Raw genomic sequence first — 21,382 nt, forward strand, 5'->3', positions numbered from 1 at the left:
ACCCCTCGTGAGCCCCGGGGCGACGGGGGCGGGGCCGGCTGTCACTGGGGAGCGTCCAGCCGGTAGCCCACACCGCGCACGGTACGGATCAGGGTCGGCGACGACGGTACGTCCTCCACCTTCGCCCGCAGCCGCTGGACACAGGCGTCCACCAGCCGGGAGTCCCCGAGATAGTCGTGCTCCCACACCAGCCGCAGCAGCTGCTGCCGGGAGAGCGCCTGCCCCGGGCGCCGGCTCAGCTCCAGCAGGAGACGCAGCTCGGTCGGCGTGAGCTGCAGATCCTCGCCGTTCTTGGTGACGGTCATCGCGGAGCGGTCGATCATCAGCGAACCGAAGGTGGCGGAGTCGGTGGACTCCCGCTCGCCGCGCCGCAGCACGGCCCGGATACGGGCGTCGAGCACCCGCCCCTGGACGGGTTTGACCACATAGTCGTCGGCCCCCGACTCCAGCCCCACGACCACGTCGATGTCGTCGCTGCGGGCGGTCAGCAGAATGATCGGCAGCTGGTCGGTGCGCCGGATGCGGCGGCACACCTCGAAACCGTCGATCCCGGGCAGCATCACATCCAGCACGATCAGGTCCGGCCGCTGCTCGCGCAGCAGTTTGAGGCCGTCCTCTCCCGTCGCCGCGGTGGCCACACGGTGGCCCTGGCGGGACAGGGAGAGTTCGAGGGCCGTGCGGATGGCGTCGTCGTCCTCGATCAGCAACAGGAAAGGCACGAGCGTCATTCTGGCCCATGGGTGTACCGGAGTTCGACCGCCCCGACCTGTGCGGAGCCGCCCGGCCGCCCCGTACCGCCCCCCGGCGCCCCTTCCCGCGCCCTCCCGCCCCCTCGTCCGCCCGCTCCCGGGTCCCCGGCCCCGCCGGGGCCGTCGCGGCTCCCGGACCCCCCGGGTCGCGCCGCGCGGTGTCCCCTCCCCTGTGACAGGCCTGTGACAGTCGGCGGACACCGCCATGAAACTGCCTCGGCAAGCTTCATCACACCAAGACCGAACAGACACCACTCGACGGGGGGCGTGGGATGAACGCACTGCACAGCACCACCTCAAACGCAGTTGTCACGCGTCTCCACGACGTCGGGCGGACGGTGGAGAAGTCCGGCGCCGTGAACGGGCGGGGGTGCGTTCGCGGCGCCGGGCGTCAGCACAAGCCGTCGTACATGACGGTGGTTGACGCGACGGCGGGGGCGGCCGGTACGGCGGCTCCGTACAGGGGGAGCGGGGGGCGGCAGAGCCTGTCGGAGGCGGAGTTCACCGCCTACGTCCAGGAGCGCCGTTCCTCCCTGTACGCGACCGCCTACCACCTCACCGGCGACCGCTTCGAGGCCGAGGACCTGCTCCAGAGCGCGCTGTTCTCGACCTACCGGGCGTGGGACCGGATCAGCGACAAGGCGGCGGTCGGGGGATACCTCCGCCGCACCATGACCAATCTGCACATCAGCGCCTGGCGCCGGCGCAAGCTCAACGAGTACCCCACGGAGGAGCTGCCGGAGACGGCGGGCGACACCGACGCGATGCGGGGCACCGAGCTGCGCGCCGTGCTCTGGCAGGCGCTGGCCAGGCTGCCGGAACTCCAGCGGACGATGCTGGTCCTCCGTTACTACGAGGGCCGCACCGACCCGGAGATCGCGGAGATCCTGGACATCAGTGTCGGCACGGTGAAGTCGAGCATCTGGCGGTCGCTCCGCCGGCTGCGCGAGGACCAGGTCCTCAGCTTCGGCCGTGACGAGGAGGAGTCCTTCGGCGAGCTGGTGGCCTGAAGGCGACGGGGGAACACGGGGGCGACGGGGGGAGATCACGGGGGAAACGAGTGGGGGGCCGCCGTCTCGGGGGAGACAGCGGGAACGTGGTCGGGCCGGGAGGGTCGGGGGACCCGAGCGGCCACGGGGGCCACGGAGCACGGGGGAGTACGGGGCCGGACAGGCCGGGGGGTCTTGTCCGGCCCCGTTTCCGTGCGCGCCCACTACAGCGGCGACAGGTCCTGGGCGCCCGGGGGAGTGGCCGCCGCGTGCGGGGCCGGCTGAGCGGCGGTACGGTGCCGGCCGGCCGCGGCCGCCGCGACCCGGCCCAGCGCCTCGTCCCGGGCACACGGATGGGCACCCAGACCGGTCTGGCGCGCCACGATCCCGCGCTCGGCCCGCATCAGCCGCCAGCCGCGCCGCAGCAGGAACGGCACCGACTTCCGTCCCTCCCGCAGATCCCGGGCGAGCCGCCGGCGGAAGGTCGTCGACGGGCGGCCCCGCAGACAGAGCGCGTCCGCCAGCACCCCCAGCTCCGCACAGCGCGCCGCGATGTCCGCCGCGAAGATCCCCTCCGCCACGAACAGCGGCGTGCGGCCGATGGCGAAGGCGTCCCGCCCGACCCGCGCGCTCGCCGCGATGTCGTACACCGGGACGGTCGTGCGCCCGGTCCCGCACAGCTCCGCGACCGCCGCGACGGCCGCATCGGCGTCCCAGGAGAGCGGTGAGTCCCAGTCGATGTCCGTGCTTCCCGCGACCAGCGGAAGCGTCGGGTCGCCGGCCTCCTTGTAGAAGTCGTCCAGCCGCAGCACGGGCAGTCCCGTGCGGGCGGCCAGGGAGGACTTGCCGGAGCCCGAGGGGCCCGCGAGCAGCACAACACGCGTCGTCATGGCGGAAGAGGTCACGGGACACCAGTGTGAGGCATTGACCCGTAAGGGGAGCCATCGGGGATGACGGTGGATTGGGAATCACCACTCAACTACGCTGAGTGCTCGTCCGATTACCCACCCAGGCGGGAACCCTCATGGCACGTCACGCAGCCCACCGACCGCACCCACCCCGGCGCACCGCTCTGCGCGCGGGTCTGACCGCCGCGGCCCTCGCGGCGGCCCTCGCCACCGGCGAGACCGCGCACGCGGCCGGGTCACCCGCCGTGGACGGCGGCCTCGACGCCGTCGGGGCCGCCGTCGGCGGCCCCGGAAGCGGCGCGGCCGGTGCGATCGGCAACTCGGTCTCCGGCCTCGGCCACCTCACCAGCCTCCAGCTCAACCCGCTCGCCAACACCGGCGTCGACCCGCTGGCCAACAGCCTCGGCACACAGATCGCCGACTTCAAGCCCATCACCACCGAGGTGCTCACCGGCCCGCTCTCCCAGGGCGGGGCCCTCAAGGACCTGCCGCTGGTGGGGGATGTGGTGAAGATGCTGCCGCTGTAGCGCGGGGGCGCGTACGGGAGAGCCCCTGCCGCCGGACGGGGACGGCAGGGGCTCTCCACACCCGCCCGGGCCGTCTCCTCCGGATCTCGCCGGGCCCGCGAGCCCGGCGAGATCCGGAAGGAACTCCCTAGTAGGCGGAGCCCGACGCGCCGAGCGCGCCGGTGGGGTGCCAGACCGTCTTCGTCTCCAGGAACGCCGTCATCCGGTGCGTACCGGGGTCGGCGGTGAAGTCCTCGGGGCCCGGGCGCAGCACCCGCTTGAGGTTGTCGGCCGCCGCGATCTCCAGCTCCCTCGCCTCGGCGCCGTCCCCGGCCCCGGTGAGATCGATGCCGTTGACGTCCTGGTGCGCGGCGAGCGAGGGCGCGATCTCCGCCGTGCGGCCGGAGAGCACATTGACCACACCGCCCGGCAGGTCGGAGGTGGCCAGCACCTCGCCCAGCGAGAGCGCGGGCAGCGGGGAGCGCTCGCTCGCCACCACCACGGCCGTGTTGCCGGTGGCGATCACCGGGGCGATCACCGAGACCAGCCCCAGGAACGACGCATCGCGCGGCGCCAGCACGGCGACGACACCCATCGGCTCGGGCGTCGACAGATTGAAGAACGGACCCGCGACCGGGTTCGCCCCGCCCATCACCTGGGCGATCTTGTCGGTCCACCCCGCGTACCAGACCCAGCGGTCGATCGCCGCGTCCACCCGCGCCGCGGCCTTCGACTTGGAGAGCCCCTCCGCGTCGGCCACCTCCCGGACGAACTGCTCCCGGCGGCCCTCCAGCATCTCGGCCACGCGGTAGAGGATCTGCCCCCGGTTGTACGCGGTCGCGCCCGACCAGCCGCCGAACGCCTTGCGGGCCGCGACGACCGCGTCACGGGCGTCCTTGCGGGACGAGAGCGGCGCGTTCGCCAGCCATGTGCCCTTGGAGTCGGTCACCTCGTACACCCGGCCGCTCTCGGAACGCGGGAACTTCCCGCCCATGTACAGCTTGTAGGTCTTGAAGACACTCAGTCGGTTCTGTTCCGCGGTGCTCATGGTCAGCGCTCACCCTTCGGGGTCGGGTTCGGGCCCGGGTTCTGGCCGGCGGGGGCGAGGTAGGCCTCCAGGCCGTGCCGGCCGCCCTCACGGCCGAAGCCGGACTCCTTGTAACCGCCGAACGGCGAGGTCGGGTCGAATTTGTTGAAGGTGTTGGCCCAGACGACACCCGCCCGGAGCCGGCTCGCCACGGCGAGCATCCGGGAGCCCTTCTCCGTCCAGATGCCGGCCGAAAGACCGTACTGGCTGTTGTTGGCCTTGGCGACGGCCTCGTCCGGGGTGCGGAACGACAGCACGGACAGCACCGGGCCGAAGATCTCGTCCCGGGCGACGGTGTGCGCCTGGGTGACGTTGGTGAAGAGCGTCGGGGCGAACCAGTAGCCGGCGGACGGCAGCTCGCACGGCGCCGACCAGCGCTCGGCGCCCTCCGCCTCGCCGGTGTCGGCGAGCGCGGTGATCCGGGCGAGCTGCTCGGCGGAGTTGATCGCGCCGATGTCGGTGTTCTTGTCCAGCGGATCGCCCAGGCGCAGGGTGGAGAGCCGGCGCTTGAGGGAGTCCAGCAGCTCCTCCTGGACCGACTCCTGGACCAGCAGCCGCGAGCCCGCGCAGCAGACCTGGCCCTGGTTGAAGAAGATCCCGCTGACGATGCCCTCGACCGCCTGGTCGAGAGGGGCGTCGTCGAAGACGATATTGGCGCCCTTGCCGCCCAGCTCCAGGGTGACCCGCTTGTCCGTGCCCGCGATCTGGCGCGCGATGGCCTTGCCGACGGCGGTCGAGCCGGTGAAGGCGACCTTGTCGACGCCCGGGTGCGTCACCAGCGCCTCGCCGGTGCGGCCGTCGCCGGTGACGATGTTGACGACACCCCGGGGGAGCCCGGCCTGGCGGCAGATGTCGGCGAAGAAGAGCGCGGAGAGCGGGGTGGTCTCGGCGGGCTTCAGCACGACCGTGTTGCCGGTCGCCAGCGCCGGGGCGATCTTCCACGCCAGCATCAGCAGCGGGAAGTTCCAGGGGATGACCTGGCCCGCGACACCCAGCGGGCGCGGGTTGGCGCCGAAGCCGGCGTGGTCGAGCTTGTCGGCCCAGCCCGCGTAGTAGAAGAAGTGCGCGGCGACCAGCGGGAGGTCCGCGTCACGGGTCTCCCGGATCGGCTTCCCGTTGTCCAGGGTCTCCAGAACGGCCAGCTCACGGCTGCGCTCCTGGATGATCCGGGCGATCCGGAAGAGGTACTTGGCCCGCTCCCGGCCGGGCAGCGCCGACCACTTCTCGAACGCCTTGCGGGCGGCCTTCACGGCGCGGTCCACGTCCTCGGCGTTCGCCTGGGTGTACTCGGCGAGGACTTCCTCGGTCGCGGGGGAGAGGGTCTTGGCGCGGTCCTGGCCGCTCGACTCGGTGAACTCGCCATCGATGAAGAGTCCGTACGAGGGCGCGATGTCGACGACCGCGCGGGATTCGGGGGCCGGCGCGTACGCGAAGGGGTTGGCCGGGGTGGTCTCTGTAGTCATGTCCGCTCAGTCCACGGTTACGTAGTCGGGGCCGGAGTAGCGGCCGGTGGCCAGCTTCTGGCGCTGCATCAGCAGATCGTTGAGCAGGCTGGAGGCGCCGAAGCGGAACCAGTGGCTGTCCAGCCAGTCCGGGCCTGCGGTCTCATTGACGAGGACGAGGAACTTGATGGCGTCCTTGCTGGTACGGATGCCACCGGCGGGCTTCACCCCGACCTGTACCCCCGTCTGGCGGCGGAAGTCGCGGACGGCCTCCAGCATGAGGAGGGTGTTCGCCGGGGTGGCGTTGACGGCGACCTTGCCGGTGGAGGTCTTGATGAAGTCCGCGCCCGCGAGCATGCCGAGCCAGGAGGCGCGGCGGATGTTGTCGTAGGTGGACAGCTCGCCGGTCTCGAAGATGACCTTCAGGCGCGCGTCGCCCGAGGCCTCCTTGACGGCGAGGATCTCCTCGTACACCTTCAGATACCGTCCCGAGAGGAACGCGCCCCGGTCGATGACCATGTCGATCTCATCGGCACCGGCGGCGACCGCGTCGCGGGTGTCGGCGAGCTTGACGTCGAGGGAGGCGCGGCCCGCCGGGAAGGCGGTGGCGACGGAGGCGACCTTGACGTCCGCGCCGTTCAGCGCGGACTTCGCGGTGGCGACCATGTCCGGATAGACGCAGACGGCGGCGGTGGCCGGGGAGGTCCGGTCGGTCGGGTCGGGGTGCACGGCCTTGGCGGCGAGCGCCCGGACCTTGCCCGGGGTGTCGGCGCCTTCGAGCGTGGTGAGGTCGATCATCGAGATCGCGAGGTCGATGGCGTACGCCTTGGCGGCGGCCTTGATCGACCGGGTCCCGAGCGACGAGGCCCGGGCTTCGAGCCCGACGGGATCGACCCCGGGGAGCCCGTGCAGAAAGCGACGGAGGGCCTGGTCGGAGGAGGTGACCTCCGGGAGGGCGGATGCGGGTGCGATGGGCATGCTCACCACCCGAGCATATCTACGCGCGTAGCGGCCTGTACAGGGGGTGGGGGCGACTGGTGCGGGGGGCGGTGGCCGGGGGGCTGTGTGGTGCGGGGTGCTGGGGTGCGGGGGGCTGTGTGGTGCGGGGTCCTGTGGTGCGGGGGGCTGTGTGGTGCGGGGTCCTGTGGTGCGGGGCCGGTCCTCAAGCTCCCCCGGAGCTGCCTCTGGGGGGTGCCCCCGGACGGGCTGCCGCAGCCGGCTCGGCCGGGCCGGGTGGGGCGCGCCCGGCTTCGTCGGGCGGCTGGGGCGCGAATCCTGGCTCCTTCGGCGAGCTGGGGTACGCATCCTGTCCCTTTCGGCGAGCTGAGGAACGAAATCCAGCCCCTCCGGCGGGCTGGGGGCGAATCCCTGCTCCTTCGGTGAGCTGAGCTGCACCACTCCGGCCTTTCCGGCGGGCTGGGGGCGAATCCCTGCTCCTTCGGTGAGCTGAGCCGCACCACTCCAGCCCCTCCGGCGGGCTGGGGGGGGCGATCCCTGCCTCTTCGGTGAGCTGAGCCGTACCACTCCAGCCCCTCCGGCGATTGAGGAGCGGGGGTTCGGGGGCTGGCCCCCGACCCGGGCCCGCAGGGTGCGGGGTCCTGTGGACCAGGGTCCGGCCTCAAGCTCCCAGGGCTGCCGGTCGCACCCGTCGCGCGGGTACGGGCTGGCCGGCGCCACCCCATCCGTCAGTGCGGCGCGTCGAGCAGGTGCCGGAAGCGCGTGTTGTGCGGCTCGGCGTCCTTGTCTCCCACGCTTGCGGTGAACTCCCTGCATGTGACGTTCACGAACGCCTCAACGGCCTTCCGGTCCGCCTGTAGCCAGCTCGGTGTCCCCCGGAGCCACGCGAGGGCGTCCGCCGGCGCATGCCCGTAGGTCATGAGCCATGTGGCCATGGACGCCGGATCGACCCATGCGGGGCCGAGCGCGGGCATGGCCCAGTCCACGATGTACGCGTCACCGCCCGCGTGGCTGATCACGATGTTGTGCGGGTTCAGATCCGTGTGGAGCAGATGTGAGCCCTTGAGCGCTTCTGCTTCCCCGGGGCGCAGATGTCCCGCGAACCGGTCCGAGAGCTGCGGAACGGGGTGCGCCGGGGCCCGCAGGCGGTGCATACGGCGCGTGACGCGCATGAGCGCCGCCCGGTCACTCGTTCCGGGGCCGTAGTCGACGTGCCGACCGTCGACGTGGACGAACGCCAGCGCGAGCCAGCCGGCCTCCTCGATGCGGTGACGGATGGTGGGACTGACACCCCCCACCGCGTCGTTCAGCCGCTCTTCACAGAGCAGCCCCGCCGCCCCGGCCGTGTCGGATGTCCGTACTCCTTTGAGGAACAGGCGCCCGCCGCTCCGGGTGTGTACAGCCAGTGCCACAGTGCAGTTGAAGCCGCTCCCGACGCTCTCCGACCGGATCACCGGCCCGGTGTGCCGTTCCACGGCGTCGCGGAACGCCGCCGGAAGTTTTTCCCACTCGACTCGTTCAGTCATGTGTTCCTCGCTCGGTGACGAGAGGGGCACCAGATGACCGGCACCCCTCCCTCTGTCCGTTGTCAGCGTCGGGTGTGGCCGCACTTCACGCAGCGGTCCGCACCGCTCCACTTCCGGTATTCGTGGTCACACTCGCTCAGAATCCACGGCTTCATTGCCTGAACCTTCCTTCCCGGCCCGGTTGGGTCCGACGGTGCACGCGTCCGCTCCCTGGCGTCACGGCGGGGCGTGCGGTCCGTCCTCGGGCGAGCGTTCCGGGAAGTCCGGTTCACCGGTTCTCGTCGAGGACGGAAGCGGGTCCCGTCCGGCTGTGGTGACCCTCAGCACGTACAGCCGGACGGGAGTTGGGGGGCTAGTCGGCGGGGCGCCGGAAGGTCGAGACTTGTTCGGTCTTCCGGACGTGCCGCCACGCGGCTTTCACCGACTCCGACCGGGTGCGCAGCGGGATGTCCCACTCGGCGAACCGGTCCCGTAGCCACGAGTCGCTGACGTTGTAGACGTGTGCGAGGGACAGAAGGGATTCGCCGTTCGTGTAGCGGCGGGTCACGTCGTCCCGCTGTGCGATGACGCGTTCCCGTGCGGCGTGGCGCTGCGGTGTCAGGTTGTAGGGCACGAGGGGTGTCTCCTGTCTGCGGATCTACTGGGGCCTGATGGCTTGTGTGGTTTTCCATGGCCGGCTGACTACGAGGACGTGGCGCGCCCGGTCGTCCACGGGTATCCCGGAGGCTGGGCAGTGACGGTCTGTTCCGTATTGGGCGCGGGCTCTGATGCGGCCCCGGTGGGCGGCGACGGCGCGGGCGCAGGCAGGGGCGCCCCCTTCGCAGTCCCAGACGCCGCATGGTCAGTTGTTCCTGCCGGTGTGCTCGTTGACGGCTTGGAAGCAGGCCCGCAGCCGGTTCACGGCGATCGGCCCGGGCAGCTCGTCCGGCTCAACCGTGGTCAGTTCGTAACTGTGTGCGTCCGGGTGGCCCTGGTAGAGGGCGCACTCCTTGTGGGGGCCGTCCGTTTCGGGGCATATGGGCCGCGTGAGGACACGGGCGGGCGGTCCGGCGGTGCTCCAGTGCGCCCAGAGCATGCCCTCGCCCTGGCCGGCGACGGGCCACACCATCGCCCAGTGCTCACCCTCGCCGTGGCGTTCCAGGTGGCAGCGGATGAGGTACGGCCCATCGGGGTGCCCGGGGAGCAGGTTCGGGGAACTACGGCTGATGAGCCGTGCGAGGGCAGTGGGGAGGACCGACCAGACGGTGCACGTGAGGCGGGCGACCGGTCCCGTTCCGGCGAGGTTCACCAGGGCCTCACCGCACTGAGTGGTGCGGGCATGGGTGTCCCCGGTCGTACGGGCACGGGCCACACGATGATCGTGTACCGCTCGGCGTGCTCCACGAACACGGCGATCACCGGGTGCCCGGCGCGGAGCCGCTGGTGTGCGTCCTGACAGGCCGTGTCGTCGCCGGCCCAGGCCCGCAGGGCCGTCGGCGCGTCGCCGTGTCCGGCGGTGACAGCGGGCGGCACCCGGCCGGTGGCGTGGTGCCAGGGGGCCTCGGGCGGTGGGTCGAGCCGGTCGGCGATCCGTACGGCCTGCTTGCGCGCCCAGCGCAGTGCCCGCCCGAGGTACGGGGTGGAGAACGTGGCGAGTATCGTCCCGGCGATCTCACCGGTGCCGACCACGGGCCCTTCCGCGGACACCGCGGCGAAGTAGTGGAACTCCCGCTCCGGGATGCGGTTCACGGCCGGTCACCGCCGTCCGCCAGGTCGAGGAGCAGAGCCTCAAGCGCCCGTTCGAACCGGACCTGTCGCCAACCCTCGGCCAGTTCGGCACGCCACTGGTCCGCGTAGTCGGGATCAGTCTCCAGCCGGCGCAGCTCGGCGCGGAGCCGACGGTGCTCACGACCCCGTGGGGTCAGCCACCACAGACACCAGGGTCGTCGAATACGTAAGAGCTTCACGCCAGTCGGCCTGTCTGTCGAACACGGGGCGACAGCCCGGAGAGGGACGGCTCAAGGGAACGAGGGCGGCGGTCGCTATCGGTGAGATCAGCATCAGCGCTGGTCAGATCCGTCATACCGCAACCGTTTCGCGTCCCGGGGGACGTTTCTACTCTGATCGCCGGACGTTCGGCACGGAAATGGCCTACGGTAAAAATTCGTCCCTAACGTCCCAGAGGTTGATCTTGAACGAAGCTCTGCGTCACGCCATGGCCAAAACACGTGTGAGTGACAGGCAGTTGGCTGAGCGCTGCGGTGTCGACATCAAGACAGTCGGCAGGTGGATCACCGAGCCGGGACGGGTACCGCGAGCCCGGCACCGCTGGTTGATTTGTGAAGAACTCAGAGAGGAAGAAACGACGTTGTGGCCTGCGGCAGCGAGCAGGGCAATCAAGGTTGGACCTGACAGGGAAGTGGTTTCCGTCTACCCGTACCGCTCCAATTGCCCCACGTCTCTCTGGAGTTCTTTGATATCCAAGGCGGAGAAGGAGTTGACGTTCGCCGGCTACACTAATTATTTTCTGTGGCTCGAACAGTCGCAATTCGGAGAACTGTTGCGAAAAAAGGCAAGGAATGGATGCAGGGTGCGCTTTATTATTGGCGATCCCGACAGTGCCCTGACTCGCGAACGTGAGGCGCAGGAGAATGTACCGCTCACTCTCGCAACGCGCATTCGCGTGACGCTATCCGAGCTGGAGAAAGTAAGAGGCGAATTGGGTATTGGTGCACGGTATAGCGAAGGTCATTCTCATCTGTCGGTATTCCGTTTTGATCACGATATGATCGTGACCCCGCTTCTCACGCATCGAGTCGGACATGATGCTCCGACATTGCATCTGCGCCGACATCAGAATGATGGAATATTCGATCGCTTCGCTTCGCATGTAGAGGAAATTTGGAGTCGTGGCACAGATGTTTGGGGAGAGGGCGGCCATGGCGAGGCGTGACTACGAGAATGATCCGTGCGCTCCGACGGCGAATAGTCTGATTCCTGCTGCATCGACAATCGTGGTCGATGAAATTGGACGCATACTGCTCCAGCGGAGAATCGATAATGGGATGTGGGCGCTTCCTGGCGGCGCCATGAATATTGGAGAGTCGCTTCCCGACTGCGCGGTACGTGAGACGCTGGAGGAAACTGGGCTCAATGTCAGACTCGTTGGCATTGTTGGTACGTACACAAATCCCGGGCACGTGTTTTCCTACAGTGATGGAGAGGTGCGACAGGAATTCTCCATCTGTTTTCTTGCTCATCCGGCCGGGGGGGCTTTGTCGGCCTCGGGTGAGTCGACTGAAGTGGACTGGTTCACAATTGCGGAAACAGAAAACCTGCCTATGGTTCCTAGTATTCGTAAGCGGATTGACGATTGGCGTGACGGGAATATGCCGGCGCTGCGGTGAATTGGAAACGTCCCCACACCCGCCGCCCCTGTTGGGCAGCGAGCACGGGGGCTCACCGCGTCAGGCGGCGAGGCAGAGGGACACCACGGCACGGGCCCACGCGTCCGAGGCCCACTCGGCGGGTGTGCGGCGACCAGGACCGCCCCCCATCCCGGCTGTGACCGGACACAGGGATCTGACCGACGGGAGCATTCCGCCGGGCTGCCGGTGGACGGGGTGTGGCCGGAGGGCGCGGCACGCCGGGCCGCTTCCGTGAGCGCCCGGCCGTAAAGGAGTGGCGGGCCCGAGCCCCGCCCGGCGAACATGGCGCGCATGACCGACCAACCCGCACGCTGGACCCAGGCCACCGTCTACCCGGACATGTGGGTCGACCCGGACAACGACCCCCGCGACAGTGAAGGGTCCGGCGCGGAGGGTGAGCCGGCGACGCTGCGGGACTTCCTGGCGAGCTTCCGCCTGACCCTGCGGATGAAGTGCGAGGGGCTGGACGCGGAGCAGATGGCCCGGCGGTCGGTTCCGCCGTCGACGATGTCGCTGCTCGGGCTGGTGCGGCACCTCGCCGAGGTGGAGCGGGACTGGCGCAACTGGATCACCGACGGCGACCCGGTGCCGAAGCTGTACGGCGAGCGGGACGCGGACTTCGACGGAGCCGTCGCCGACCGCGCGGAGGTCGACGCCGCGTACGCCGATCTGGAGCGCGAGCAGGCGGCGACCGACGCCGAGCTGGCCAAGCACACGGATCTGGGCGAGCGCGTGGGGAGGGAGGGGATCGTGATCCGGGAGCTGATGGTGCACCGGATCGACGAGTACGCCCGTCACTGCGGGCACGCCGATCTGCTGCGCGAGTGCGTGGACGGAAGGGTCGGTCAGTGACGGGGCTCCGGGTGCGGGAGGGGAGGACACGGTGGGGCTCTCGCTCCATCCCGATGCCGGGGGCCTGAACCTCCCGGACGTCTCGTGGTCGTACAGCGGTTTCGGAATGTTCCGGGAGTGGCCGGCGGGGGCCGAGGGGTTCGCTCTCGCCGAGATGGCGGGTTTCTGCGCGAAGAGGCTGTCCGAGCCGGCGGCGACGCAGGGAGAAACCGGAGAAGTCGGGGCCGTGGGGGCGGAGCAGGCCGTGCAGGGCTTGTCCGGATGAGGGGAACGCCGGCGACCGTCAGGTCCATGTGTCCGGTCACGGCACGAGTGGTCATGCGGTAGCCGCTCCTGGGGCCGTTGACAGGCCGCGGATGCTATCGCGAGTTCGCGGCAACGGATCGCCTTCGTCGGGTCCGGCGCGCGGCGTCCACCGGGTGAGCGCGCCGGGGATGTCGTTCCGCCCTGCCGCGGCAGCCTCGATTCTGTCGGCGCGCTTCGCCATCAGTTCGGGAGCCCGGCTTCGCGGATGGTGTGAGTGTGTCCGGCAGCTCGCCCGATTCCATCCCCGCGCGGGTGGGGACTGCGGCGATGCCCGCTCTCGGCCGTATCAGGTCGCCGGCTGGTTGGTGCCCGAGCAGGTGGACCCGTCGGAACCCTGGTGGATGGTGGTGGGCGAGCCGGTGGGTGAGCCGACGATGGCACCGCAGACCGGGCAGGAGCCGTCACAGCGGGCCGGGTCGAAACGGTTGCCGGGGCGGGCGCAGGTGCGTTCCATGCCAGGACACTCCTTCAGTGAGGTGAATGCCGACTGGTGGTGCACTCCCCGGCCGGGCCGCGGCGGGGATTCAGAGGAGGCGGACGAAGACTCTGGCGGAGTTGTGGAATCGGACGGTCAGTCCGTAGTAGTTGGGGCGGACCTCCTCGCGAGTCGACCAGCGTTCGATCCCGGCGATCTCGGGCGATTCGGAGTGAGCGAGCAGCGCCGCCAACCAGGCCTCGGGGGCGTCGGTCGCCTGGGGCGCGTCCCCGGGGGCGATCGGGTCCCCGTTGACCGGGGAGTCGTCGAATCCCTCGTGCTTGGCACCGTCCGGGAGCTGGCCCACGATGCCCCACCGGGAGACACCCGCAGCGGTGGTGACGGCGACCCCGCAGGGAGTCTTGTCGTCACCCGCGTCGGCGAGTGTCTGCACCTGGATCGCGGTGGGGTTGTTCCTGGCCAGGTCGATGACGAATCCCTGGAATCTCTGCGGGCGCATGGGTGATCATTTCCTCTCGTGGCGGCCCGGCCAGTCTAGGAGCGAGAGCTGACAGATCACGCAGACCTTCTGCCCATCACCGGGTGCCCGGACACACCACCCCCGGAGGGAGCGTGGGCGCCCGGGGCGCGCCCCCTGTGGGCCGTGGGGCAGAATCGGGGGTATGACCAGCTCGCAGTCGCCCGCAGAGCCCTCCTACGCCGATCGGGTCTTCCGGTCGCCCGCCGGGATGGCCGGTGGTGTGCTGCTGCTCGGGCTCATCCTCTGGCTCGCCGGGGACGCCGTCGTCCGGGGGGCCGGGCGGACGCCCTGGTTCGCCGTGGCCGTTGCGCTGGTCGCCGTGCCGCTGGTCGTCGCCTTCACGCTCCGGCCGGCCGTCTTCGTCAATGACGACCGGGTGCGGGTGCGGAACCCGTTCCGCTCCGTCGTGCTGCCCTGGGGGGCCGTCGAGGACTTCCGGGCCGGGTATTCGAGCGAGGTCTTCACCAAGGACGGCGACAAGTACCAGATGTGGGCCGTTCCCGTGTCGCTGCGGCAGCGCAAGCGCGCCAACCGGCAGCAGACGAAGCGGGACCGTTCGCACGCCTCCGGGGTCGGCACCGCCGAGCCCGAGCCGAGGATGGCGCAGGCGGACCAGACCATTCGTGAGCTGCGGCTCCTCGCCGAGCACCATGCCACCCGGCCGGGTGCGCAGGGCGAGGTGCGGACCCGCTGGGCGTACGAGCTGATCGCGCCGGCCGTCGCGGGGCTCGTGCTCCTGGCCGTCCTCTTCGCCATCGGCTGAGGGTTACGGCGGGCCCGGCCAGACCAGGAGCATATGGGCCCCCGCCCACGCCGACAGCAGGGCCGCCGCCACCAGCACCACCCCCACCGTCGCCGTGCTCCTCGCCCCGGCAAGCGCCCGGGCCAGGGGGAGCAGCAGGGGGAAGCCCGGGAGCAGGAAGCGGGCCCGGGGGAAGTACACACCCGCGCTGCCCAGCACCACCAGCAGCAGCACCCCGGTGAAGACCAGCAGCGGCAGGGGCTGGCGGTCGGTCAGACAGAGCAGATAGAGCACGGCCGAGACGATCAGCACGGCCGAGACGATCAGCAGGAACAGCGGGGGGCGGCTCGCGTACACCAGCTGCTGGCGCAGCTCCAGCAGGGTCGCCCGGCCCCCGTCCCACTCGTTCTTCCACAGCCGCTGGACCGCGAAGTACCCGTCCCAGCGGCCCACCCGCGCCCCCACCCACGCCACATACGCCAGCCAGCCCAGCGGGGCCACCGCCGCGCCCGTCACCGCCGCCGCCCGCCGGCCCGGGGGTGAGCGGCGGCACGACAGCAGCGCCGCGAGGGAGACCGCCGCCGCCACCGCGACCCCCGTCGGACGGGTCAGCCCCGCCAGCGACGCCAGCGCGCCCGCCCAGAGCCAGCGGCCCCCCAGCGCGGCGTACAGCGCCCACGCGGACAGGGCCGTGAACAGCGACTCCGTATAGCCCATCCACTGCACGGCCGCCACCGGCAGCGCGCCCCACACCACCGTGAGCAGCGTGCCCGTGCGGCGCCCGTACAGCAGGTCACCGACCGCGAAGACCCCCCACGCCGCCACGAACGACGCGACGACCGCGACCAGCAGGCCCACCGACGCCCGCGAACCGGGAATCACCGTGGCGAGGGCCTTCACCAGCAGGGGGTAGAGCGGGAAGAAGGCGAGGTTGTTGTCGTTGACGCGGGTGCCGAGCGCCTCCGCGTACCCGTCGGCCGCGATGCCCAGGTACCAGTGCGAGTCCCATGAGGTGGCGAGGGTCGGCCACACCCCGTGGCCCTTGGTGTGCGCCAGCCGGGCCAGGACCAGCAGCCCGCAGAGCCGTACCGCCAGATACGCCGCCAGCGCGGGCCCGGCGTACCGGAGCGAGCGCAGCAGCCGGCCGCCGGGCTCCGGTGCGCCGCCGCCCCCCGGGGCCTGGGGGCTGCGGGAGGCGGGGACGAAGGCGTGAGCGGTCGCGGCGGGGGACGCGGGGGACAACGGCTGCGCTCCTGGGGTCGGCCATCACTACCGGGCCCACCCTTGCCCGACCGCGCGGAGGAGAGGGGTGCGCTGCACGGGAGCCGGGGGAGATTCACCCGTACGGTGCGCGTCTCCTCCGGTACGAGTCCCGGAGGACGGGCGGGGTCCCCGGGCGGCCGGCTCCCGGGAACTCGGCGGCCGGGCGTTCGGCTCCCGGCTCCCGGCTCCCGGTTTCTCGGCGGCCGGGCGGCCGGCTCCCGGGGCGAAGCCCGGAGGGCCCGGGGCTCCGGGGCCCGCCTGGCGCGGTGAAGACCCCGATTACCGGGGGAGTCCAGGCCGGGAGGCCGGCAGACCTCGGGTCCGGGAATGGAGGCCCGGCAGACCTTGGGTCCTGGGGCCGGGAGCCCGGCAGACCATGAGCCCCCGGGAGCGGAAGCCGGCAGCCCTGGGCCCCGAACCGGAAGCCCGGCGGCCCGGGCGGGCGCGCGGACCCCGCAGGCCCCCGGCTCCCGCAGGCCCCGGGCTCCCCGAGGCCCGGGTCCCTGGCCGAGCCCGGGACTAGATCCCCGCCGCCGACGCCACATCCCGCTTCAGCAGCGCCAGCACCTCCGCGGCCCGTTCGCGCGCCGCCGGCAGGCCCGCGTGGGCGGTCACCGGGACCACGACCTCCAGATAGCACTTCAGCTTGGGCTCGGTCCCGCTCGGACGGACGATCACCCGGGCGCGGTACTCGCCGTCGAGGTGGTAGCGCAGACCGTCCGTCGGCGGGAGGGAGCCGGTGCCCCGGGTCAGATCCTCGGCGGCGGTCACCGTCAGGCCCGCCAGCGCGGCGGGCGGGGCGGCGCGGAGGGCGGACATCGCGTCGGCGATGACCCCCAGGTCCTGGACGCGGACCGAGAGCTGGTCCGTGGCGTGCAGACCGTGCTCCACCGCCAGGTCGTCGAGCAGGTCGGTGAGGGTGCGGCCCTCCTCCTTCAGGACGGAGGCCAGTTCGGCGATGAGCAGCGCCGCCGTGATGCCGTCCTTGTCGCGCACGCCCTCGGGGTCGACGCAGTAGCCGAGCGCCTCCTCGTATCCGTACCGCAGTCCCTCGACGCGGGCGATCCACTTGAAGCCCGTCAGCGTCTCCTCGTACCCGACGCCCGCGGCCTCGGCGATCCGGCCCAGCAGGGAGGAGGAGACGATCGACTCGGCGAAGGTGCCGCGCGCGCCGGCGCGGACCAGGTGGGCCGCGAGGAGGGCGCCGACCTCGTCGCCGCGGAGCATCCGCCAGTCACCGCCGGCCGGGACGGCGACGGCGCAGCGGTCCGCGTCCGGGTCGTTGGCGATCACGATGTCGGGGGCGGCCCGGCGGGCGGTCGCGAACGCGAGATCCATCGCGCCCGGCTCCTCCGGGTTGGGGAAGGCCACCGTCGGGAACGCCGGATCGGGCTCCGCCTGTTCCGGTACGAGGACGGGCGCCGGGAACCCGGCCCGCGCGAAGGCCGCCGTCAGGACGTCCTTGCCGACGCCGTGCAGGGCCGTGTAGACGACGCGGGCGGTGCGGGGGGAGCCGGGGGTCAGCACGGCGTCGGTACGGGCCAGATAGGCGTCCAGGACCTCTTCGCCCAGGGTCTCCCAGCCGGAGTCGGCGCGGGGGACGTCGGCCAGGCTGCGGATCGCGTCGATCTCGGCGGCGATCTCCGCGTCGGCGGGCGGCACGATCTGGGAGCCGTCGCCGAGGTAGACCTTGTAGCCGTTGTCCCGGGGCGGATTGTGGCTCGCGGTGACCTCGACCCCGGCCACCGCGCCCAGCTGCCTTATGGCGAACGCCAGTACGGGGGTGGGGAGCGGCCTCGGCAGCACGGCGGCGCGCAGCCCGGCCCCGGTCATCACCGCGGCGGTGTCCCGGGCGAAGTCGGCCGACTTGTAGCGGGCGTCGTAGCCGACGACGACCAGGCCGTCGCCCTGGCCCCGGGCCCTGAGGTACGCGGCGAGGCCGGCGGCGGCGCGGATCACCACGGCGCGGTTCATCCGCATGGGGCCCGCGCCCAGCTCGCCGCGGAGTCCCGCCGTACCGAACTGGAGGGTGCCGCTGAACCGTGCGGCCAGCTCGTCCGCGGCCTCCGTCCGGATCAGCTCGGCCAGCTCGTCCCGGGTCTCCCGATCCGGGTCCTCCGCCAGCCATGCCCGGGCCCGCGCGATGAGGTCCTGCTGCACGGTCGCTCCGCCTCTCGTGTTCCGTGTGTCTTCTGGTGCCGGGGGTCCATCATCGGCCGGGGTGGGTGGTGGCCGTGATGACGGAACCGGGCAGGGGAAGGTCGTTCCGGTGACCCCGGGTGGCCGGGAGCCGTCCCGGGGCCGGGAAAGCCGGTTCCCGGCCGGGCGCGGCGGATGCGGGGAGGACCGGGGCGACCCCTGCCGCCCCGGGCTCCCGCCCCCGCCGCGCCCGGCCCGCTCCGGCTCAGAGCCGCGCGAGGACCCTTGTCAGCAGCTCGCCCATCCGGGCCGCCGAGTCACGGCCGGCCTGGAGGACCTCCTCGTGGTTGAGCGGCTCGCCCGACATGCCCGCGGCCAGATTGGTGACCAGGGAGATGCCCAGCACCTCGGCGCCCGCCTCACGGGCCGCGATGGCCTCCAGGACGGTGGACATGCCGACCAGGTCGCCGCCGAGCACACGGACCATGTTGATCTCGGCGGGCGTCTCGTAGTGCGGGCCGGGGAACTGGACGTACACCCCCTCTTCGAGGGAGGAGTCCACCTCCTTGCACAGCGCGCGCAGCCGCGGCGAGTAGAGGTCGGTGAGGTCCACGAAGTTCGCGCCGATGATCGGCGAGGTCGCGGTGAGGTTGATGTGGTCGCTGATCAGCACCGGCTGACCCGGGCGCATGCCCTCGCGCAGACCGCCGCAGCCGTTGGTCAGGACGATGGTCTTGCAGCCGGCCGCGACCGCGGTGCGCACACCGTGGGCGACGGGGGCCACGCCGCGGCCCTCGTAGTAGTGGGTACGGCCGAGGAAGACCAGCGCGCGCTTGTCGCCGATGCGGTACGAGCGGATCTTGCCGCCGTGGCCCTCGACCGCGGGCGGCGGGAAGCCGGGCAGTTCGGTGACCGGGAACTCCGCCTCGGGCGCGCCGAGCGCGTCCACGGCCGGTGCCCAGCCGGAGCCCATCACCAAAGCCACGTCGTGCGTCTCGGCGCCGGTCAGCTCGCGCAGGCGCGCGGCGGCGGCACCGGCCGTCTGGTGGGGGTCGGCGGTAGCGCCGTCGAGGTCCGGATTCACATGTGCGTTCACGCGAATGAGGGTAACCGCTGAATCCCTACGCGCGTAGATGCAGCAGCGTACGGTCCTCGGATCGTTGTCTTGTCGTTTCCCACGAAAGCCGGCCGGGAAGCCGCGGCCGGGGAAGCGGAGAGGGCCCTAGCAGGGCCGTTTGCGCAGCTCCATCACATAGTCGTGCGGCGCGCCCGCCGAGTCCGCCGCGTCCGCGATCTCGCCCAGATAGCGGGCCGACGGCAGCCCGCCCTCGTATCCGTTCAGCACATACACCCAGGCGGGTTCCTCGCCGTCCAGGGTGTGCACCCGGACCCGCATCCGCCGGTAGATGTCCAGGCCGACACCCTCCCAGCGGTCCATCGAGTCCTCGTCCATCGGCGCGATGTCGTAGAGCGCGACGAAGACCTGCGAGCGCGGCGCCTCCACGATGGTGGCCAGCGCCCCCTCCCAGCCCATCTGCTCGCCGCCGAAGGTCAGCCGCCAGCCGTTGAGCCAGCCCGTGCCGCGCAGCGGGGAGTGCGGTGCGCGGCGGGTCATCAGCCGCGCGTCGAGGTTGCCGGCGTACGCGGCGTAGAGCGACATGGGATTGAGGGTACGGGAGGGGCCCGGGTGGTCGCCCTGCGCGGCGTGGTCCCCCGGGCGGGGGGCCGGCACCCCGGCGGACCCCCTGAGCGGCGGCTCCGGGCACCCGCGTGGTCCCCTGTGGGGAGCCCCGGACACCGAAGGAGGCCCCGGGGGCGAGCAGCTTGAAGCGTGCGGGACAATGGGGTACGTACTCCAGCCCCTCAGTGGGACCGCCCAGCGGGACGACACCGCCCCGGCCCACCCGGCAGCAACGAGAGCGCGAGGCGTGACCCCAGTGACCCGGATCGTGATCATCGGCGGCGGACCCGGCGGATACGAGGCGGCCCTGGTGGGCGCCCAACTCGGCGCGGAGGTGACCGTCGTCGACTGCGACGGCCTCGGCGGCGCGTCCGTACTGACTGACTGTGTGCCCTCCAAGACCCTCATCGCCACGGCGGAGGTGATGACCACCTTCGACTCGTCCTACGAGGAACTGGGCATCATCGTCGCCGACGACACCCCGCCGATGGAGCAGTCGGCCCGGGTCGTGGGCGTGGACCTCGGCAAGGTGAACCGGCGGGTGAAGCGGCTCGCGCTGGCGCAGTCGCACGACATCACCGCCTCCGTGACCCGGGCCGGCGCGCGCGTGGTGCGCGGCCGGGGCCGGCTGGACGGCCGGCAGGCCACCGACGGCTCCCGCAAGGTCGTCGTCCGGGCCGCCGACGGCACCGAGGAGACCCTGGTCGCCGACGCCGTGCTGATCGCCACCGGCGGCCATCCCCGCGAGATCCCCGACGCGCTGCCCGACGGCGAGCGCATCCTCAACTGGACCCAGGTCTACGACCTGGACGAGCTGCCCGAAGAGCTGATCGTGGTCGGCTCCGGCGTCACCGGCGCCGAGTTCGCCGGCGCCTACCAGGCGCTCGGCTCCCGGGTCACCCTGGTCTCCTCCCGGGACCGGGTGCTCCCCGGTGAGGACCCGGACGCCGCCGCCGTCCTGGAGGACGTCTTCCGCCGCCGCGGGATGAACGTCATGGCCCGCTCCCGCGCCGAGTCCGCCAAGCGGGTCGGCGACCGGGTCGAGGTCACCCTCTCCGACGGCCGGGTCATCTCCGGCAGCCACTGCCTGATGGCGGTCGGCGCGATCCCCAACACCGCGGGCATGGGTCTGGAGGAGGCGGGCGTACGGCTCAAGGACTCCGGGCACATCCGGACCGACCGGGTCTCCCGCACCAGCGCTCCGGGCGTGTACGCGGCCGGTGACGTCACCGGGGTCTTCGCGCTCGCCTCGGTCGCGGCCATGCAGGGCCGCATCGCGATGTACCACTTCCTCGGCGACGCGGTCACCCCGCTGAACCTGAAGACCGTCTCCTCCAATGTCTTCACCGACCCGGAGATCGCCACCGTCGGTTACAGCCAGGCGGATGTCGACGCGGGCAAGATCGATGCACGGGCCGTCAAGCTGCCGCTGCTGCGCAACCCCCGCGCGAAGATGCAGGGTATTCGGGACGGTTTTGTGAAGATCTTCTGTCGGCCGGGTACGGGGATCGTGGTCGGCGGATGCGTCGTGGCGCCGCGCGCGAGCGAGCTGATCCACCCGATCTCGATCGCGGTCGACAACAATCTGACGGTGGAGCAGATCGCCAACGCCTTCACCGTCTACCCCTCCCTGTCCGGCTCGATTGCCGAGGTGGCACGGCAGTTGCACACCCGCAAGGCCACCGGCGAGGGCTGACCGCCGGGGTCCGGCGCGGGGCCGCGGACCGGCTCCGCGCGCCCCGGGCCCGCCGTCCGGGTGTGATCGTTTGGTGGCCATCTCCGGTGCGCGCTCATACCACTTGACGGGCCATGGTGAGCGCATTACTTGTTATTCGGCGCATAGTGCTGAAAACTATCGGCCGCTCAGGTTAC

Annotated in this window: 23 protein-coding genes; 7 read left to right on the top strand and 16 right to left on the bottom strand. The window is 71.4% G+C overall.

Annotation, left to right across the window (positions count from 1 at the left end):
* Nucleotides 1-41 precede the first annotated feature (41 nt).
* A complete protein-coding gene (afsQ1, locus tag ACWCRA_RS04385) occupies nucleotides 42-719 on the bottom strand; it encodes a two-component system response regulator AfsQ1 (protein WP_323371832.1) in 678 nt (225 codons plus the stop codon).
* A 302-nt stretch (nucleotides 720-1,021) separates the two neighbouring features.
* On the opposite strand from afsQ1, the gene ACWCRA_RS04390 reads away from it, so the two are divergent.
* On the top strand, nucleotides 1,022-1,759 hold the full coding sequence (locus ACWCRA_RS04390; RefSeq protein WP_451066826.1) for a SigE family RNA polymerase sigma factor: 738 nt from the start codon (nucleotides 1,022-1,024) through the stop codon (nucleotides 1,757-1,759).
* Between the two features lie 203 nt (nucleotides 1,760-1,962).
* Here ACWCRA_RS04390 and ACWCRA_RS04395 read toward each other — a convergent pair whose 3' ends face one another.
* Nucleotides 1,963-2,628, bottom strand: coding sequence for an ATP-binding protein (locus tag ACWCRA_RS04395; RefSeq protein WP_351559309.1), 666 nt, complete (start codon nucleotides 2,626-2,628; stop codon nucleotides 1,963-1,965).
* 134 nt (nucleotides 2,629-2,762) lie between these two features.
* Between ACWCRA_RS04395 and ACWCRA_RS04400 the strand changes: the two genes are divergently transcribed.
* Entirely contained in the window at nucleotides 2,763-3,173 is a 411-nt protein-coding gene (locus tag ACWCRA_RS04400; RefSeq protein WP_351559307.1) for a hypothetical protein, read from the top strand.
* Nucleotides 3,174-3,300: 127 nt separating this feature from the next.
* Here the strand turns inward: ACWCRA_RS04400 and ACWCRA_RS04405 are convergent, their stop codons facing one another.
* From ACWCRA_RS04405 to ACWCRA_RS04440, 8 genes are all read right to left on the bottom strand, one after another.
* Nucleotides 3,301-4,200 carry an aldehyde dehydrogenase family protein gene (locus ACWCRA_RS04405; RefSeq protein ID WP_351559306.1) on the bottom strand — a complete coding sequence of 300 codons (900 nt, stop codon included), beginning with the start codon at nucleotides 4,198-4,200 and terminating at the stop codon, nucleotides 3,301-3,303.
* A gap of 2 nt (nucleotides 4,201-4,202) precedes the next feature.
* Nucleotides 4,203-5,702 carry an aldehyde dehydrogenase family protein gene (locus tag ACWCRA_RS04410; RefSeq protein ID WP_351559304.1) on the bottom strand — a complete coding sequence of 500 codons (1,500 nt, stop codon included), beginning with the start codon at nucleotides 5,700-5,702 and terminating at the stop codon, nucleotides 4,203-4,205.
* A 6-nt stretch (nucleotides 5,703-5,708) separates the two neighbouring features.
* On the bottom strand, nucleotides 5,709-6,659 hold the full coding sequence (deoC, locus tag ACWCRA_RS04415) for a deoxyribose-phosphate aldolase (RefSeq protein ID WP_351559321.1): 951 nt from the start codon (nucleotides 6,657-6,659) through the stop codon (nucleotides 5,709-5,711).
* 707 nt (nucleotides 6,660-7,366) lie between these two features.
* Nucleotides 7,367-8,164 carry a phosphotransferase gene (locus tag ACWCRA_RS04420; RefSeq protein ID WP_451066827.1) on the bottom strand — a complete coding sequence of 266 codons (798 nt, stop codon included), beginning with the start codon at nucleotides 8,162-8,164 and terminating at the stop codon, nucleotides 7,367-7,369.
* 352 nt (nucleotides 8,165-8,516) lie between these two features.
* Nucleotides 8,517-8,777 (bottom strand): hypothetical protein, encoded by a 261-nt coding sequence (locus tag ACWCRA_RS04425; RefSeq protein WP_451066828.1) that lies wholly within the window; start codon nucleotides 8,775-8,777, stop codon nucleotides 8,517-8,519.
* Between the two features lie 228 nt (nucleotides 8,778-9,005).
* Complete coding sequence (locus tag ACWCRA_RS04430) at nucleotides 9,006-9,515, bottom strand: hypothetical protein (RefSeq protein ID WP_451066829.1); 510 nt, start codon at nucleotides 9,513-9,515, stop codon at nucleotides 9,006-9,008.
* Complete coding sequence (locus ACWCRA_RS04435) at nucleotides 9,449-9,892, bottom strand: hypothetical protein (protein ID WP_451066830.1); 444 nt, start codon at nucleotides 9,890-9,892, stop codon at nucleotides 9,449-9,451. The genes ACWCRA_RS04430 and ACWCRA_RS04435 overlap by 67 nt, the downstream gene beginning before the upstream one ends.
* Nucleotides 9,889-10,110, bottom strand: a complete 222-nt coding sequence (locus ACWCRA_RS04440; RefSeq protein ID WP_451066831.1) for a hypothetical protein — start codon at nucleotides 10,108-10,110, stop codon at nucleotides 9,889-9,891. Before ACWCRA_RS04440 ends, ACWCRA_RS04435 begins: the two co-directional genes overlap by 4 nt.
* Before the next feature lie 224 nt (nucleotides 10,111-10,334).
* Here ACWCRA_RS04440 and ACWCRA_RS04445 point away from each other — a divergent pair, with 224 nt between their 5' ends.
* The 3 genes from ACWCRA_RS04445 (at nucleotide 10,335) to ACWCRA_RS04455 (ending at nucleotide 12,423) form a co-directional block, all read left to right on the top strand.
* A complete protein-coding gene (locus ACWCRA_RS04445) occupies nucleotides 10,335-11,096 on the top strand; it encodes an XRE family transcriptional regulator (protein WP_451066832.1) in 762 nt (253 codons plus the stop codon).
* The gene (locus ACWCRA_RS04450) at nucleotides 11,083-11,550 is read left to right on the top strand and encodes an NUDIX hydrolase (RefSeq protein WP_351558721.1); all 468 of its coding nucleotides are present in this window, start codon (nucleotides 11,083-11,085) and stop codon (nucleotides 11,548-11,550) included. The genes ACWCRA_RS04445 and ACWCRA_RS04450 overlap by 14 nt, the downstream gene beginning before the upstream one ends.
* A 312-nt stretch (nucleotides 11,551-11,862) precedes the next feature.
* A complete protein-coding gene (locus tag ACWCRA_RS04455; protein WP_351558723.1) occupies nucleotides 11,863-12,423 on the top strand; it encodes a DinB family protein in 561 nt (186 codons plus the stop codon).
* 592 nt (nucleotides 12,424-13,015) lie between these two features.
* On the opposite strand, the gene ACWCRA_RS04460 is transcribed toward ACWCRA_RS04455, so the two are convergent.
* Nucleotides 13,016-13,183 (bottom strand): hypothetical protein, encoded by a 168-nt coding sequence (locus ACWCRA_RS04460; RefSeq protein WP_351558725.1) that lies wholly within the window; start codon nucleotides 13,181-13,183, stop codon nucleotides 13,016-13,018.
* Nucleotides 13,184-13,253: 70 nt separating this feature from the next.
* Nucleotides 13,254-13,664 carry a hypothetical protein gene (locus tag ACWCRA_RS04465; RefSeq protein WP_451066833.1) on the bottom strand — a complete coding sequence of 137 codons (411 nt, stop codon included), beginning with the start codon at nucleotides 13,662-13,664 and terminating at the stop codon, nucleotides 13,254-13,256.
* A gap of 163 nt (nucleotides 13,665-13,827) precedes the next feature.
* Between ACWCRA_RS04465 and ACWCRA_RS04470 the strand changes: the two genes are divergently transcribed.
* Nucleotides 13,828-14,448, top strand: coding sequence for a PH domain-containing protein (locus tag ACWCRA_RS04470; RefSeq protein ID WP_351558729.1), 621 nt, complete (start codon nucleotides 13,828-13,830; stop codon nucleotides 14,446-14,448).
* Nucleotides 14,449-14,451: 3 nt separating this feature from the next.
* Here the strand turns inward: ACWCRA_RS04470 and ACWCRA_RS04475 are convergent, their stop codons facing one another.
* The 4 genes from ACWCRA_RS04475 to ACWCRA_RS04490 all read right to left on the bottom strand — a co-directional run bounded on the left by ACWCRA_RS04475 (nucleotide 14,452) and on the right by ACWCRA_RS04490 (nucleotide 19,489).
* Nucleotides 14,452-15,669 carry a hypothetical protein gene (locus tag ACWCRA_RS04475; protein WP_451066834.1) on the bottom strand — a complete coding sequence of 406 codons (1,218 nt, stop codon included), beginning with the start codon at nucleotides 15,667-15,669 and terminating at the stop codon, nucleotides 14,452-14,454.
* A 540-nt stretch (nucleotides 15,670-16,209) separates the two neighbouring features.
* Nucleotides 16,210-17,850, bottom strand: coding sequence for a phospho-sugar mutase (locus tag ACWCRA_RS04480; protein ID WP_451066835.1), 1,641 nt, complete (start codon nucleotides 17,848-17,850; stop codon nucleotides 16,210-16,212).
* A gap of 244 nt (nucleotides 17,851-18,094) precedes the next feature.
* Nucleotides 18,095-18,913 (bottom strand): purine-nucleoside phosphorylase, encoded by an 819-nt coding sequence (locus tag ACWCRA_RS04485; RefSeq protein WP_351558752.1) that lies wholly within the window; start codon nucleotides 18,911-18,913, stop codon nucleotides 18,095-18,097.
* A 138-nt stretch (nucleotides 18,914-19,051) separates the two neighbouring features.
* Nucleotides 19,052-19,489: a gamma-glutamylcyclotransferase gene (locus ACWCRA_RS04490; protein WP_258785081.1), complete on the bottom strand. Its 438-nt coding sequence runs from the start codon at nucleotides 19,487-19,489 to the stop codon at nucleotides 19,052-19,054.
* 277 nt (nucleotides 19,490-19,766) lie between these two features.
* Between ACWCRA_RS04490 and ACWCRA_RS04495 the strand changes: the two genes are divergently transcribed.
* A complete protein-coding gene (locus tag ACWCRA_RS04495) occupies nucleotides 19,767-21,206 on the top strand; it encodes an NAD(P)H-quinone dehydrogenase (protein WP_351558754.1) in 1,440 nt (479 codons plus the stop codon).
* Nucleotides 21,207-21,382 lie beyond the last annotated feature (176 nt).

The organism is Streptomyces sp. NPDC001889, assembly GCF_053594535.1.

Excerpts from the sequence above, each read along its gene's own strand:
- ACWCRA_RS04455 (WP_351558723.1), top strand. The coding sequence starts at position 11,863 with ATGACCGACCAACCCGCACGCTGGACCCAGGCCACCGTCTACCCGGAC.
- deoC (WP_351559321.1), bottom strand. The coding sequence starts at position 6,659 with ATGCCCATCGCACCCGCATCCGCCCTCCCGGAGGTCACCTCCTCCGAC.
- ACWCRA_RS04420 (WP_451066827.1), bottom strand. The coding sequence starts at position 8,164 with ATGACTGAACGAGTCGAGTGGGAAAAACTTCCGGCGGCGTTCCGCGAC.
- ACWCRA_RS04410 (WP_351559304.1), bottom strand. The coding sequence starts at position 5,702 with ATGACTACAGAGACCACCCCGGCCAACCCCTTCGCGTACGCGCCGGCC.
- ACWCRA_RS04490 (WP_258785081.1), bottom strand. The coding sequence starts at position 19,489 with ATGTCGCTCTACGCCGCGTACGCCGGCAACCTCGACGCGCGGCTGATG.
- ACWCRA_RS04450 (WP_351558721.1), top strand. The coding sequence starts at position 11,083 with ATGGCGAGGCGTGACTACGAGAATGATCCGTGCGCTCCGACGGCGAAT.
- ACWCRA_RS04400 (WP_351559307.1), top strand. The coding sequence starts at position 2,763 with ATGGCACGTCACGCAGCCCACCGACCGCACCCACCCCGGCGCACCGCT.
- ACWCRA_RS04465 (WP_451066833.1), bottom strand. The coding sequence starts at position 13,664 with ATGCGCCCGCAGAGATTCCAGGGATTCGTCATCGACCTGGCCAGGAAC.
- ACWCRA_RS04460 (WP_351558725.1), bottom strand. The coding sequence starts at position 13,183 with ATGGAACGCACCTGCGCCCGCCCCGGCAACCGTTTCGACCCGGCCCGC.
- ACWCRA_RS04405 (WP_351559306.1), bottom strand. The coding sequence starts at position 4,200 with ATGAGCACCGCGGAACAGAACCGACTGAGTGTCTTCAAGACCTACAAG.
- ACWCRA_RS04470 (WP_351558729.1), top strand. The coding sequence starts at position 13,828 with ATGACCAGCTCGCAGTCGCCCGCAGAGCCCTCCTACGCCGATCGGGTC.
- ACWCRA_RS04395 (WP_351559309.1), bottom strand. The coding sequence starts at position 2,628 with ATGACGACGCGTGTTGTGCTGCTCGCGGGCCCCTCGGGCTCCGGCAAG.
- ACWCRA_RS04390 (WP_451066826.1), top strand. The coding sequence starts at position 1,022 with ATGAACGCACTGCACAGCACCACCTCAAACGCAGTTGTCACGCGTCTC.